This window comes from Streptomyces sp. NPDC086554 (assembly GCF_040686095.1).
In the GTDB taxonomy this organism is placed as follows: domain Bacteria; phylum Actinomycetota; class Actinomycetes; order Streptomycetales; family Streptomycetaceae; genus Streptomyces.
In genome coordinates this window covers 55786-69266 of sequence record NZ_JBFBJK010000023.1, presented here as the reverse complement: position 1 = coordinate 69266, position 13481 = coordinate 55786, and the positions used below count along the sequence as shown (strand labels likewise).

Genomic DNA, 13481 nt, shown 5'->3' with positions numbered 1-13481 from the left:
CCCTAATGGAAAACGGTGTTGATTCCGTTAGGGACTGTAGGGTGTGGTCGTCGGCATGATCAAGAGGGAAGGGGGAACTCGTGGTGCGGCACCTGGCGTTGGAGCTGGCGAGCACGATCAGGCACGACGGGGAGGGCGGCGTCGCCGATGACCTGGAGTCCGTGGAAGGGGTGACCCGTTGGATCCGGGCGCAGGCCGAGCTCCTGCCCGACGACGGCATCCTGGAGTTCCGCGCCGACGACGAACTCCGGGCTGAGGTGGTCGCCCTGCGGCAGGCGGTTCGCGCGCTGTTCGCCCAGGCGGTGAGCCCCGCTCCCGCGAGCTCCGCGGACGCGCACTGTCTGATCGCCACGGACCAGGCCCTGGCACGGCTCAACGCCGCCGCCGCTGCGGAGCCGGTCACCCCTCAACTGGCCTGGCCGCACGGCGAGATCCCCGCGGCCTCGCTGCGGCCCGCCGCGCAGCGCGAGCCCCGCGTGCGGCTCACCGCCGCACTGGCCCGCGCCGCCATCGACTTCCTGGCGGGACCGGAGCGCGAGCGCCTACGCTCCTGCGCCGCGCCCCGGTGCGTGCGGTACTTCGTCAAGCGGCACGGCAGGCAGGAGTGGTGCAAGCCGTCCTGCGGCAACCGGGCCAGGGTCGCCCGCCACTACCGGCGTCAGCGCGAATCGCCCGCGGAATCCTCGTAGCGGGGCAGCGACCCCGCACGCGCCAGGTCCTCCAGGACGTCCAAGGCCCAGACCGCCGCGGCCGCCGCCTCCGGGTCGTGCTCGGCCAGGCCGCTCTCCGCGAACTCGTCCTCGTCGAGCCGGACGATCGTCGCGCCGTCCGCCGAACACCACAGGTCGAGATCCAGGTCCTCGACCACCAGCGCGGCACCGTCCCGCACCGCGGGCCGCGTCACGTCGCAGTACCAGCCCTTCAGCACCCCCTCCGATGTACGGACCTCCTTCACGGAGTACCACCGGTCACGCCAGTAGTGCTCGGTGAAGACATCACCCGGCTCGAAGCGTACGAAGCCGAAGTCCCGTACGCCGTCCGCCGCCCACGGTGCGCGGACCGTCACCTGGGTGCCGTCGTCCGCCACGACCTCCGCCGGGTAGCGGATCTTGACGCGACCCGCCTTCACCAGGGTCACCTCCACGGTCGCCAGGCTCTCAGGAGAGCTCGCGGACATGCCGTACCTCCGTCGCACAGATCTCGTAGCCGAACCACTTGTTGATGGCCAGCATCGGTTCGTTGCCGGCGTCGTTGCCGGTGAACGCCTCCGTGAAGCCCGCGGCGCGCGCCCGGTGCAGGGAGTCGTTCTTGGCCAGCTTCGCAAGGCCCCGGCCGCGGAAGGCGCGCCCGGTGCCGGTCATGCCGCTCGCGTAACGGGACGCGTCGTCCGTGCGGGCCAGGCTGAAGGCCGCCGGGCGGCCGTCCACCACGGCCACGGAGGTCAGTTCGCGATTGACCAGGGGGTGGTTCCAGGTCTCGGCGAGCCAGTGCTCGTAGTCCGTGAACTCCGCCGCCACATCGCTCGGTTCGTCCGCCACCGTCTCCGCGTCGAGCTCGAAGAGCGCGCGCGGGTCGTCCCCGAACTCCGCTCCCGTACGCAACTCCACGCCGGCGGGCGGCTCCTGGCGGGGCGGAAGGCCCGCGGCCAGATCGAGACGGAGGAAGTGGGCCGAGCGGCTCGCGCGGTAGCCGCGCTTGGCGGCGAAGGCGCGGTTCGCGGGCTCGTCGAGCACCCAGGAGAAGAAGGTCGTGGCGCCGTTGTCCGCCAGGTGCTCCTCCGCCGTCCGCAGGATCAGCGAACCGGCGCCGAGGCCGCGCCGCTCGGGCAGTACGTAGACGTTGGCGAAGCCCTGGCCGGGATCGGGGCTGTCATAGGCGATACCCACCTGGGCCGTGCCGATGATCTCCCCGTCGATCTCGGCGACCAACTGCCGGTACAGGGCGTCCGGATGGGCGTGCGTCAGGTCGAACACGACCGAATCGGCGGTGGCGAGCATCGCCGGGACACAGGCCCGCCGGACGGCGGCGAAGGCTGCGGCGTCCGGTGTGTTGCCGGGGCGCAGAGCGCGTACCAGGAGAGTCATGGAGTCGCACGTTACGCGCGGGGCGCGTCGGGGTGCCTCCCATTTTCGCCGCGTGCGGGACAATCGCCGTGTGACGTTGAAGATCGAGATCGAGACCGATGGAGGCGCGGGCGACGCGCCGCCCTATGAGCAGGTGCGGGCCCAGATCGCCGAGCAGGCTCGGGGCGGGGTGCTGCCGGTGGGGTACAAACTGCCCACCGTGCGGGGGCTCGCCCAGGACCTTGGGCTCGCCGCGAACACCGTCGCCAAGGCGTATCGGGCGCTTGAGGCGGACGGGGTGATTGAGACGCGGGGGCGGCATGGGACGTTCGTGGCGGCCGCGGGGGATGCTGCGGAGAGGGAGGCATCGGCCGCCGCCCAGGCCTTTGCCGAACGGGTTCAGCGGCTGGGCCTCTCCGAGAGGGCTGCGTTGGATGCTGCGCGGGATGCGTTGCGGGCGGCTTATGGGGACTCGGGGTGAGCGTTGGCGCTCCGCTGGGCGTGCGGTGGTTTCCTGCGGGCCGGTGGGGGCTTGTCGCGCAGTTCCCCGCGCCCCTTACGGGGCGCAGCCCCTACAGATACAGCCCCGAGTCCGCCCCCTCCCGGGGATCCGGGACCGACGTAGGGGAAGTCCCGCGACGCAAGGCGTAGAGCTCGGCCAGGGTCGCGCCCTCGCGGGAGACCCCCTCGGAGGTGCCGAGCCACGACACCGCTTCGGGGAGGGTCAGCGAACCCACCTCGATCCGGGCGAGGCACCGCCCCGGCCGGACGACCGCAGGGTGCAACCTCTCCAGGTCCTCGTTGGTCGTCACCCCCACAAGGACATTGCGACCCTGTCCGAGCAGTCCGTCCGTCAGGTTCAGCAACCGCGACAACGCCTGCCCCGCCGTGTGCTTCGCCTCGCCCCGGATCAGCTCGTCGCAGTCCTCCAGAAGCAGCAGCCGCCAGCGGCCCTTCGCCGTGCCGTCGTCCTCGCCGATCGCGATGTCCATCAAGTAGCCGACGTCGCTGAACAGCCGCTCCGGGTCAAGGACGCAGTCCACCTGGCACCAGTCGCGCCAGGACCGCGCGAGCGTCCGCAGGGCCGACGTCTTGCCCGTGCCGGGCGGGCCGTGCAGCAGCAGGAGGCGGCCCGAGATGTCCTCGGGGCCCGTCTTCATCAGGGAGTCCATGGCCTCGGCGACCGGTGCCGTGTAGTTCTCCCGCACCTCCTCCCACGTACCGGCGGAGATCTGCCGCGTGGTGCGGTGCGGGCCGCGCCTCGGCGATACGTACCAGAACCCCATGGTCACGTTGTCCGGCTGCGGTTCCGGCTCGTCCTGCGCGCCGTCCGTCGCCTGCTTCAGGACCTTCTCCGCGAGATCGGCGCTGGTCGCCGTCACGGTGACATCCGCACCCCGGTTCCAGCGCGAGACGAGCACCGTCCAGCCGTCGCCCTCGGCGAGCGTCGCGCTGCGGTCGTCGTCGCGGGCGGCCCGCAGGACGGACGCGCCCGGCGGAAGCAGCGTGGAACCCGACTTGACGCGGTCGATGTTGGCGCTGTGCGAGAACGGCTGCTCGCCGGTGGCGAAGCGGCCGAGGAAGAGGGCGTCCACGACATCCGACGGGGAGTCGCTGTCGTCGACGTTGAGCCGGATCGGCAGGGCGTCCTGAGGGTTCGCAGACATGCCGCCATGATCCGGCACGCATACGCCCTTGTGCATCCCGGTTTACGTACTCCGTTCATGTGACGTCACGTGGCGTGCCCGTTACGGAGCTGTGGTACGGAACCTGTCCTACCGCCAACTCGCGCCGATAGTCTTGCCCCTGATGGGACGTCATGGGTGGAATTCGGGGGCACGGCGGTGGCGGCTCACCGCGCTGCTCGGCGTTGGTCTGGCCGCACTGGCCCTGGTCCTGACCGTCATCACCACGCTCCCCGATGACGGCTCGGGCACCAAGGGCACCACGCGCGACGGGGACAAGGTGCACGGCACCCCCGCCGTACCGCCCGACCAGGCGAAGCCGGACGTGGGCTGGGGGTTCACGCACACGCAGTACAGCGCGGACGAGGGCGAGGACGCCTCGGTGGAGCGCGCCGAGGAGCTGCTCGCGGGGAAGCCGAATCCGCTGCCGCAGATCCAGCACATCATGGGCTGGGGAGCGGGCAACCCCGAGCCGGTCAAGGGCCGTTACGACTTCAGCGAGATGGACCGGCGGATGGACTTCATCCGTGCCACCGACGGCACGCCGGTGGTCACCCTGTGCTGCTCACCGGACTGGATGAAGGGCGGCAAGTCCGGTGCGGACAACACCAATTGGAGCCAGGCCGCCCTGGAGACCGCCCCGGACCGCGCCCACTACAAGGACTTCGCCAAGCTCGCCGCGACCGTCGCCAAGCGCTATCCGGACGTACGCCACTTCATCGTCTGGAACGAGTTCAAGGGCTTCTGGAACAACGAGCAGGCCCGCTGGGACTACGAGGGCTACACCGAGCTCTACAACCTGGTCTACAAGGAGCTCAAGAAGGTCAACAAGGACATCATGGTCGGCGGTCCCTACCTGGTCATGGACAGCGTCGACCCCCGCCAGACCGAGAACGCGTCGAGAGAGGTCAAGGGCGCCTGGGGCCGCATGGACCAGCGGGTCCTCGACGCCTTCGACTACTGGAACAAGAACAAGACGGGCGCGGACTTCGTCGTCGTCGACGGCTCCAGCTACACCACCGACGACGAGATGCTCCCCGACGAGTTCAAGGCCACGCAGAAGCTGACCGCGGTCAGCAAGTGGGTGCGCGAGCGCACCGGTGACCTGCCGCTGTGGTGGGCCGAGTACTACGTGGAGCCCGGCGACAGCAACGACGACCGCGACGACTGGTCCGAGGCGCACCGCGTCGCCGTCCAGGCCACCGGCCTGACGGCGATGGCGCGCGGCGGCGCGAGCAGCGGCTTCTACTGGAACCCGCAGAACAAGGGCGCCGGTTGCGCGGGCTGCCTGTGGCGCTCCACCCGGCTCGGCGACGGCGGCACGGAACTGCCGATGCTGAAGATGCTCGCCCGGTTCAATGACGCGTTCCCGCCCGGCACGGAGTACGAGAAGGTCGACGTCGCCGCCGACGACGTACCGAATGTGACGGTGCTCGCCGACGCCAAGACCGTGCTCGTCGTGAACACCCTGGACCGGACGATCAGCGCGAAGGTCGACGGGAAGCGCTTCGAGATGAAGGGGTACGAGGTGAAGTGGCTGAAGCGGTAGCCCACTTCACCTCGGACCCGGCCTCGGCCCCGCCTCACGCCATCGTCAGGAACCGCTGGATCAGCGAGGCGAGCAGCACCGCGAGCAGCGGCAGCGAGAACCAGAAGCTGCTCTGCAGCCACCGCAGTTGCCGCACGCCCGGCGCCACCGCCACCCGGACGACCTCACGGGTGGCGAGCAGCAGGACCAGTGCCACGGCCGCCAGTGCGCCGATCACCGACCAGGGCGTCCATGTCACCTGCGGCCCGATCGGACCCGGCGCGGCCTTCTCGACCTTCCCCTCGGGCTGCTTGCGCAGCGTGTAGAGCGTCGCGTCGTCGTTGGTGAGGACCTTCTTCAACTCCTGGCGGTTGTCGAGGTTCTGGATCAGGCGGGTGTCCCAGGTCTTCGAGTAGCCGACGTCCATCTGGAGATAGACCGTCTGACTCTTGTTGATCATCAGATACGAGTTGGGTCCCGCGTCCTTGAGTGCCTTGACCAGGCTGGAGACAAGCACCGGGTCGGCGGGCGCCAGAGTGGGGACGTACTGGACCTTCTCCATGTCGCGGGTGCCCCACGGCATCGCGGGCGTCACGTTGCTGACCGTGTCGTCGCTCATCCACAGCAGCCGCACCGTCGGGTCGTCGTGCTCGTACACATAGTCCATCGCGGCGATCTCGCCGGCCCGGGTCCGCTCGAACGGCTCATTGCCCCAGCGCGCCACCAGGAATCCGCCCATCAGGACGAGACCCGCCAGCAGCGCGGCCAGCGGTGCCAGGCTCACCCGGTCGCGGTCCCGCTCCTTCGCGGTGATGCCCGCGCGCGGGAACAGCGCGAGACCGGCCAGGAGCGCGGCGCCCGGCAGCGCGAACATGAAGACGCGCAGGGCCATTTCGCCGCCGTACGACTGCATGCCGAAGCCCAGGAACGGCACGAAGGTCAGCACGAGCAGCGAGCGTTCCGTGTACTTGTGGTCGCGCCGCCGCCACCAGCCCCAGCAGGCGAAGGCCATGACGCCGCCCGCGAGCGCGACCCGCGCGTACAGGACGAGTTGATGGGTCGAACTGCCGCCCTCGATGCGCCCGGACACCGACGAGGACACATTGCCGCCGACGCCGCCGATCCCGCCGAACAGCTCGTCGAAGTGCCCCGACCAGTACGGCTCGGCGAGGAAGCCGATCCAGACGACGACCATGACGGCGAAGAGGATCGGCAGGCCGCGCAGCTCCGAGCGGCCCACCAGGACCAGCACGGCAAGGACGCCGAGCATCACGAACGGCGTGAGCTGGTGCGCAGGCACCGTCGCCGCGAACAGCGCGACCAGGACAAGGAGCAGCACCGCGCGCTGCCGCCGGTCGGCGGGCTCGACCTCGAGCTCTCCGGGCCGCCGCTTGGCCCACAGCACGCGCGGCGCGCGGAACCAGACGAGGAGCACTGCCACGAACACCAGATAGAGCAGATAGGTGAAGCCCTGCGGGGAGAAGTAGTCCTGACCGACCCAGCCGCTCAGGGCGAAGATCCACAGTCCCGCCCAGCGGGCCCGCCACGCGGCCCGCATGGAGCGGGTGAGCAGGAACATCGGTGCCAGATAGAGCAGTTGCATGGCCAGCGGCCACCAGCGGATCACCTCGGTCATGGCGGTGATGTCGGAGACGCCGCAGGCCTTCGCCACGAACGTGGCCGCCGCGAAGAAGCCCGGCCAGCTCCAGCGCGCGTCCAGGTCCGGCACCGCGGACCCGGTCCTGTCGATGTACTCCATGAAGCCCAGGTGCTGCCAGGCCGTCGCGAACCTCGGCTCGTCCTCCAGGACGGCCGGCAACGCGTGCAGGCACACGACCGTGGCGACCAGGGTCACCAGGAGCAGCACCCGGTGCGGGCGGTCCATCCAGAGCAGCGAGGCGAAGACGACGACGAGCAGTGTGGCCCCGAGCAGCGTCGGCGCGGGCAGGATCGAGATGAGCCCGAGCCCGCCCATGTCGTCGAGGCCCGCCTCGCCGATGCCCGTGAGAGGCAGCCAGTAGAGGCCGAGCGCGAGGGTCAGGAGCAGCGCGAGCACGGCGACGCGCAGGCGCGGGAACGGCTCGGGCGCGTCGACGGGTTCGGGCGGTGCTTCTGGCGGTGCTTTTGGCGGTGCTTCGGGAGGCGCTTCGGGCATGTCCGGGACGCGTACGCCGGTGTCCCGCTCCTCGGCCTCCGACGTGCCGGGGGAGGCCGAGGAGGGGACCGGGGGAGCCATGGTGGATTCGGGGGATGCCGTCGGTGGTTGTGGGGAAGCGCTCGGCGGTTCCGGCGACTTCAGGGGTGATCTCAGCGCCCAGGTCGGCCGGTGATCCATCTCGTCCCCCTTGTCCCGCTTGTCGGCACCGGCCGTCCGGTCCTTCGCCGCCCGTGTCCCGGCAGCGGGCGTCCCGGGCCCCGGCCGCACGTCGGGCCTGCGCTCCTGATGATCGAAGTCGAGCTGCACGGAGAGGTGCAGCGTGTCCGAGTCGAGCGTCTCGCGCAGCGCCCAGGCGGGCCCCCGCCGCTCCTTTTGCCGCCCCGTGTCCTCCACCGCCGGCGACGGCGGCGCTTCGGGCGTCCCCAGGTCCGCGAGGTCGCCGTCCGGTGCCGCGCTTTCGTCCTGCGCGGACGAGGGAGCCGCCCGCGCCACGCGATACAGCTTCGGCGCCGCGATCGCCACGATCACCGCGAGGCTGCAGATCTCCGCGACGCCCGCGCCCGTGAGCCCCATCCGCGGCAGCAGAAGCAGCGTAAGACCGAGCACGAGGACGCACAGCAGGCCCTGCAGCCAGGCGATCCCCGACGTGCGGCTCTGCGCGCGCTGCACCGCGAAGTACGTCTCCATGACGACCCGCAGCGCCGCGCCCACCGTGAACCAGCGCAACAGCGGCGTCGCCGCGTCCGCGTACCCCTGGCCGAAGACGCTCAGGACGAACGGTGCGCCGATGAAGAGCAGGCCGCACACCGGCAGCATGATCCGCGCCATCCGGCGCAGCGCGGCCCGGGTGTTCGCGGCGAGCCGCGCCGGGTCGTGCGCGCCCTCGACGGTCAGCGACGCACCCATGTTGATGGCGAGCAGATTGACCGTGCCGCCGATCGTGGTGGTGATGTAGAAGTACGCGTTGTCGACCGAGCTGACCTGCGAGGCGACGATCACCGGTACGAGATAGACCACGGCGAGCGAGAAGAGCGAGCCCGTGTAGTCGCCGGCCAGGAAACGGCCGATCTCGCGCAGCGTCGGCGGCTGCGCCTTGTCCTGCGTCGCCTTCACGTGCCGTGGCACGAGTCGCCGGAACACCAGCCAGCCGAGCGGGATCACCGAAAGGGCGATCGCGGCGACCCACGACACGAACACGCCCGCCGTCGGGATCGCCGCGGCCACCGCGATGAGCAGCCCCAGCTTGACGACCGAGAAGATCGTGTTGCCGACCGGCACCCACAGCGCGCTGCGCAGCCCCGTGAGCACCCCGTCCTGCAGGGTGAGCAGCGACCAGGCCACGACCGCGGCGATGAAGCCGATGCCGGTCAGCGGGCCGTGCAGGAATCGGTACGAGGGCCCCCACAGATCGAGGGTGAACAGGAAGATCAGCGCGGCGAACGCGACGACCACCGAACTGCCCGCATACGTACGGAAAATGAGCTTGCCCGTGGCGCGCCCCGCGACGGGTATGAAGCGGGCGAGGGCCCCCGTCAGGGTGAGGGCGGTGAGCCCCGCGAGGAGCTTCATGGCGGCGATCGCCGCCGAGCCCTGGCCGACCGCCGACTCGGAGTAGTACCGAGCGGCGGCCAGCCAGAAGCCGACGCCGAGCACGCCGGAGATGCCGGTGTTGAGCATCAGCGCGTAAGCGTTGCGGAACAAGGGACTCCCGCCGCCGGAGCCGCCCCTGCCGGGCAGGCGCATTCTGCGCGGCCTGCCCGACTTTCCGGACGGCGGCTGCTGTTCGGTACCGGGAGTCCCAGATATGCCTGCCTGGGCGGTCGTCGTGTCAGACACGGGTACGGATTGCCTTCCGGCGGGCCTGTCGGGCTCTGCGGACCACGGCGTACCCCTTGGTGAGGGCACAGTCCTTTGCGAAGTTGCGGGCGATCGCACGGCCCTCGACGAGCCGCTCGAACTCCTCGATGCCGGTGGAACGGCGCACGGTCACCCGCTTCAGGGCGTACGGCCCCTGGGCGCGTCGCGCGAGGCCGTTGTTGACCGCGAGCGACTGGGCGAATCCGGCGCCGCGCACCGTGCGGCGCACCCGGCGGCTGGAGTAGCCGTAGGGGTAGGCGAAGGAGGCCGGGCGGGTGCCGAGTTCGTCGGCGATGATTTCCTTGCAGCGAAGCAGTTCGAACCAGAGGTCGTCGTCGTCCAGCTGGTCGAGCTCCGGGTGCGTGTGGCTGTGCCCGCCGATCTCCGTGCCCGCCGCGGCCAGTTCGCGCACCTGGTCCCAGTCGAGCATCAGGTCGAGACCGCCCCCGGTGTCGTGCGCCCCGCGCAGCCAGCCCGTGGAGACGAAGAGCGTCGAGGCGAAGCCGTGCTTGGCGAGCACGGGCAGCGCGTGCCGGTGCACACCCTCATAGCCGTCGTCGAAGGTGATCAGGACGGGCCTGGCCGGAAGGGCCCGGCCGGGAGTACGCCAGATCGCGGCGAGCCCGGCCGTGCTGAGCGGCGTGAACCCCCGCTCGCCGAGCAGCTCGAGCTGCTCGGCGAACGCGCCGGGCGACACGGACAACTCCCGTGTCGCCTCGGTCGGTTCATGGGCGATCGAGTGGTACATGAGGATCGGGACAGCGGCGCTCATCTCGGTCCCCCCTGCGCGATCCGCGTGCCTGCCGTGCCGGCGCGCACGGTTCCCCTGCTCATGCGGCAGCCCCCTCACCGTCTCGACCGTCTGCGGACCGCTCGATCTCCACGACCGAGAAGGTGGCGCCGGCCCTGCGCGCGCGAACGCTCCCGACTACGTACCCCCCGGCCGCCGTGACCACTCCCGCCACGATGGCGCCCGCCCGGCCCGCGCCACCGGGACGGGCGAGCAGCGCGTCGCGCAGACCGCGGCCCACACCGGCGGGCAGCACACGCGTGGTGTACCTGCGCTCCGACTCAAGTCCCTTCTCGGTGCCGACACTTCGGGCCACCAGCGCCTTGGAGAGCCCTTCCGCGTACGTCCGCGTACGGAAGTAGTGGAAGCGCTCCCGTGCGGCCGGGACGCGGTGGTGGATCACCGCCCGGTCGTCGATCAGGAGCACCGCGTCGGGTCTGGCCCGCACGAGCCGGATGCACAGCTCCGTCTCCTCGCAGCCCAGCGGACGCTTGTCGCCGTCACGCCCGATGCCGGTGGCGAAGCCGCCCGCCGCGTCGAAGGCGCTGCGCCGGAAAGAGGCGTTGCCGCCGAGCACGTTGCGCACCCGCACCCGCCCCTCGGGCAGCCCCTTGTACGTACAGCCGACGACCCAGTCGAACTCCTCGGGGAACCAGGCCGGCCTGCGCCGGGACTCCCAGATGGGCATGGTGCGTCCGCCCACCGCGAAGACCTTCGGGTCGGCGTACCCCTCGGCGAAGCGCAGCAGCCAGTCCCGCTCGGCGACGGCGTCGTCGTCGAGGAACGCGATGATCTCGCCGCCGGATGCGGCGATCCCGGTGTTGCGGCCCGCGGAGAGGCCGCGGGGGCCCGCGTTCGCGAGCACCCGCACCCCTTCGGTCTCCTTGTACTCCTTGGCGAGCCGGTCCAGGAGCGAGGCGTTGTGGTCCACCACGAGAAGCGTCTCCAGGGCCGTCAGGGACTGCGCCCGCACCGAGGCGACCGCCGCGAGGATGTCCTCCCAGCGGTCCTCGGTGTAGACGCAGATGACGACCGAGAAGTCGGCGAGGCCCGCGACCGTGCTTCCCCCGTGGCGTCCTGAAACGCTCAAGTCACCTCTCCCTGACGCGAGCGGAAGGGAACACTCCGGGTGCGGCGGCGCTGCTGCCCCCGGCGGTTCGAGCGCTCCGTGAAGATCACCTTCAGGACCCGCAGACCGTCGCGCACGGCGCTGAGATTGCTGACGCCGTGGATGCGCAGATACTCGTGGCTGGGGATCTCCTGCACCTTGAGCCCGGCCTTGGCCACCCGGATGTTCATCAGGGTCTCCACCTCGAAGCCCGTGCAGTCGAGGTCGATCTTGTCGAGGCAGTGCTTCCAGAAGGCGTTGTAGCCGTAGCACAGGTCGGTGTAGCGGGCGCCGAACTTGGCGTTCACGACGGAGCACAGGACGTGGTTGCCGAGCTTGCGGATCGGCGTCATGTCGTCCGTGCCGCCGCCGTTGGCGAACCGGGAGCCCTTGGCGAAGTCGGCGCCCGAGACGAGGGCGGAGACATAGCTGACGATCTCGTGCCCGTCGGCCGAGCCGTCCGCGTCGACCATCACGATGATGTCGCCGGTGCACGCCTCGAATCCGGTGATCAGGGCGTCGCCCTTGCCCTTGCCGAGCTGCCGGACGACCTTGACGTCCGGCCACAGCTCCCGTGCCACGGACACCGTGTCGTCGGTGGAATTGCCGTCCACGAGCACTACTTCGTGGATCCAGTCGGGCAGCGTCTTGAAGACGTAGGGAAGATTCTCCGCTTCGTTCATCGCGGGAATCACGACACTCACCGGCGGTGTGATCGCCAAGTGCGTGGATATCGGCCGGTAGTTACCCGACGGCTTCGGCTTGTCTAACGGATCTTGGCCCGGCTCGGCCGGGCGCACAAAAGAACTCATGAGTCTGATCCCTCTCGTCCGGTGGACCGCCCACCCCCGGGCGGTCCGGCTATGTATCCGGTTCGAAAGGGGGGTTCTCACTTGCGCATGACGAAATAGATCTCCGAGCATGCCGAGTGAGCTGGCATCGCGCGGGACGTGACCCGGCACAGATTCGGTCGCCGAGCACGGCACCCCCCTACCGCGCCCCGCGCCGGAACCACCGCGATCTTGAGCCCTCCCCTAGATCGCATTGCGTGATGGTCCGATGCGGGTGGATGTACGACGGTATTGATGATTGAGACCTTATGGCAAGACCTGGAACGTGGTCTCACGCTTTTGATGATTTGGCCTGTCTTGGCGGGCACAAATGGAGTGCCCTGTTCCTGCCTGAAGGCCTTTACTCCTTCTTTCTTGATCGGAATTTCCCCAGCTGTTTCAGCAGCTTGTCGGCCGGTTCAAAGAATTCCGGCCTCGACAAGACGGTGTTGCGCAGCGCCCTGACCGGAGCGCGCCGCGCCCGGTGGCCGATCGCTGCCGGATGGCGCAGAGCCACCCACCCCTCGGACACGGTGAGTTCGCGCGTCTTGAGGGAGTCCTTGTACTGCTTCTGGCCCCGCCCGAGATCGAGATATGCGATGCCGTCGGCGGCGGCCGCCTCGGCCATGCGCAGATGCAGGATCAGGCCGGGCGAGTACTTGGCGTACGCCGGGTCGTAGGCCGGGAACCACTGGGCGAAGACCCGCTCGGAGCGCAGCCCGAAGTGCGCGGCGACCGGCGCCTCGTCGACGTAGAGGACGGAGAGCTGGCCGGCGAACTGATCGGACCTGGTGTGGAAGAGCTGCCGCACGAGCTGGCTGATCCAGGCCTGCGCGAAGCGGTCGCTGCGGCCGGTCCTGCGGTACTGGGCCGACTTCCACTCCATCAGGGTGTGCAGGACCGCCGGGTCGCGCTCGTCGTGTTCGTAGCGCACGGTGCGGTGGTCGCGTCCCAGCTTGCGGTCCTTGGCGAGCGTCGTGCGGGTGAACTTCGGCGACTTCGCCCTGAGTCGGGCGAGATATGCCTCGTAGCCCTGGTCGATGTCCATGACGGGGGATGCGAAGGAGCCGGAGGCGCTCGCCTCGAACGGCCCCTGCCCGCCGACCAGATGATCGAACTCGTACATCGCGAGCCCGCAGGCCCGCAACAGTTCCCGGGCGTCCCAGGTGAAGCCGGGCCGGTGCACCAGGCCCTGGCAGTCGGAGACGCCGAGGCCGATGGCCCGGCCGACGCCGGTGATGGATCTCTGGAACGGGAAGAACGCCGCGGGCTCACCGGCTTCACGGACGACCGCGATCCGCACCCCGCGCCGCCAGTGGCCCACCGCGAGGGTGAACTCCGGGGAGAGGAACGGATTGGCCAGCTCGGGCGAGCCGTTGAGGTGGGCCTTGGACTGCAGTGCCGTCCAGGCCACCCGGTCGGCGGCGGTGAGTTCTCCGGGGCGGTGCACGGTGATGTCCAC

At 70.0% G+C, this 13481-nt stretch carries 11 protein-coding genes; 3 read left to right on the top strand and 8 right to left on the bottom strand.

Going from position 1 to position 13481, the window contains the following annotated elements:
* Nucleotides 1-80: 80 nt before the first annotated feature.
* Nucleotides 81-689, top strand: a complete 609-nt coding sequence (locus AB0O76_RS32455) for an ABATE domain-containing protein (RefSeq protein WP_365498515.1) — start codon at nt 81-83, stop codon at nt 687-689.
* Here AB0O76_RS32455 and AB0O76_RS32450 read toward each other — a convergent pair.
* Together AB0O76_RS32450 and AB0O76_RS32445 are read right to left on the bottom strand one after the other, a co-directional pair.
* Entirely contained in the window at nt 659-1177 is a 519-nt protein-coding gene (locus tag AB0O76_RS32450; RefSeq protein WP_365498512.1) for a DUF402 domain-containing protein, read from the bottom strand. The genes AB0O76_RS32455 and AB0O76_RS32450 overlap by 31 nt on opposite strands.
* Nucleotides 1158-2084: a GNAT family N-acetyltransferase gene (locus AB0O76_RS32445; protein ID WP_365498509.1), complete on the bottom strand. Its 927-nt coding sequence runs from the start codon at nt 2082-2084 to the stop codon at nt 1158-1160. Before AB0O76_RS32445 ends, AB0O76_RS32450 begins: the two co-directional genes overlap by 20 nt.
* A gap of 70 nt (nt 2085-2154) precedes the next feature.
* Here AB0O76_RS32445 and AB0O76_RS32440 point away from each other — a divergent pair, with 70 nt between their 5' ends.
* Nucleotides 2155-2544, top strand: coding sequence for a GntR family transcriptional regulator (locus AB0O76_RS32440; RefSeq protein WP_365498506.1), 390 nt, complete (start codon nt 2155-2157; stop codon nt 2542-2544).
* A 91-nt stretch (nt 2545-2635) separates the two neighbouring features.
* On the opposite strand, the gene AB0O76_RS32435 is transcribed toward AB0O76_RS32440, so the two are convergent.
* Nucleotides 2636-3730, bottom strand: a complete 1095-nt coding sequence (locus AB0O76_RS32435; protein WP_365498503.1) for a DUF5925 domain-containing protein — start codon at nt 3728-3730, stop codon at nt 2636-2638.
* Nucleotides 3731-3872: 142 nt separating this feature from the next.
* On the opposite strand from AB0O76_RS32435, the gene AB0O76_RS32430 reads away from it, so the two are divergent.
* Complete coding sequence (locus AB0O76_RS32430) at nt 3873-5297, top strand: xylan 1,4-beta-xylosidase (protein WP_365498500.1); 1425 nt, start codon at nt 3873-3875, stop codon at nt 5295-5297.
* A 34-nt stretch (nt 5298-5331) separates the two neighbouring features.
* Here AB0O76_RS32430 and AB0O76_RS32425 read toward each other — a convergent pair whose 3' ends face one another.
* The 5 genes from AB0O76_RS32425 to AB0O76_RS32405 all read right to left on the bottom strand — a co-directional run bounded on the left by AB0O76_RS32425 (nt 5332) and on the right by AB0O76_RS32405 (nt 13481).
* Nucleotides 5332-9177 (bottom strand): lipopolysaccharide biosynthesis protein, encoded by a 3846-nt coding sequence (locus tag AB0O76_RS32425; RefSeq protein WP_365498751.1) that lies wholly within the window; start codon nt 9175-9177, stop codon nt 5332-5334.
* Between the two features lie 85 nt (nt 9178-9262).
* Nucleotides 9263-10063 (bottom strand): polysaccharide deacetylase family protein, encoded by an 801-nt coding sequence (locus tag AB0O76_RS32420; protein WP_365498497.1) that lies wholly within the window; start codon nt 10061-10063, stop codon nt 9263-9265.
* Nucleotides 10064-10121: 58 nt separating this feature from the next.
* The gene (locus AB0O76_RS32415; RefSeq protein ID WP_365498494.1) at nt 10122-11171 is read right to left on the bottom strand and encodes a glycosyltransferase family 2 protein; all 1050 of its coding nucleotides are present in this window, start codon (nt 11169-11171) and stop codon (nt 10122-10124) included.
* The gene (locus tag AB0O76_RS32410) at nt 11168-12001 is read right to left on the bottom strand and encodes a glycosyltransferase family 2 protein (protein ID WP_365498491.1); all 834 of its coding nucleotides are present in this window, start codon (nt 11999-12001) and stop codon (nt 11168-11170) included. Before AB0O76_RS32410 ends, AB0O76_RS32415 begins: the two co-directional genes overlap by 4 nt.
* Before the next feature lie 379 nt (nt 12002-12380).
* Nucleotides 12381-13481 carry a GNAT family N-acetyltransferase gene (locus AB0O76_RS32405; protein ID WP_365498488.1) on the bottom strand — a complete coding sequence of 367 codons (1101 nt, stop codon included), beginning with the start codon at nt 13479-13481 and terminating at the stop codon, nt 12381-12383.

Bases quoted from the DNA above. Each gene is read 5' to 3' on its own strand.
- AB0O76_RS32420 (WP_365498497.1), bottom strand. From the start codon at position 10,063: ATGAGCGCCGCTGTCCCGATCCTCATGTACCACTCGATCGCCCATGAA.
- AB0O76_RS32445 (WP_365498509.1), bottom strand. From the start codon at position 2,084: ATGACTCTCCTGGTACGCGCTCTGCGCCCCGGCAACACACCGGACGCC.
- AB0O76_RS32425 (WP_365498751.1), bottom strand. From the start codon at position 9,177: ATGCGCCTGCCCGGCAGGGGCGGCTCCGGCGGCGGGAGTCCCTTGTTC.
- AB0O76_RS32450 (WP_365498512.1), bottom strand. From the start codon at position 1,177: ATGTCCGCGAGCTCTCCTGAGAGCCTGGCGACCGTGGAGGTGACCCTG.
- AB0O76_RS32435 (WP_365498503.1), bottom strand. From the start codon at position 3,730: ATGTCTGCGAACCCTCAGGACGCCCTGCCGATCCGGCTCAACGTCGAC.
- AB0O76_RS32410 (WP_365498491.1), bottom strand. From the start codon at position 12,001: ATGAGTTCTTTTGTGCGCCCGGCCGAGCCGGGCCAAGATCCGTTAGAC.
- AB0O76_RS32430 (WP_365498500.1), top strand. From the start codon at position 3,873: ATGGGACGTCATGGGTGGAATTCGGGGGCACGGCGGTGGCGGCTCACC.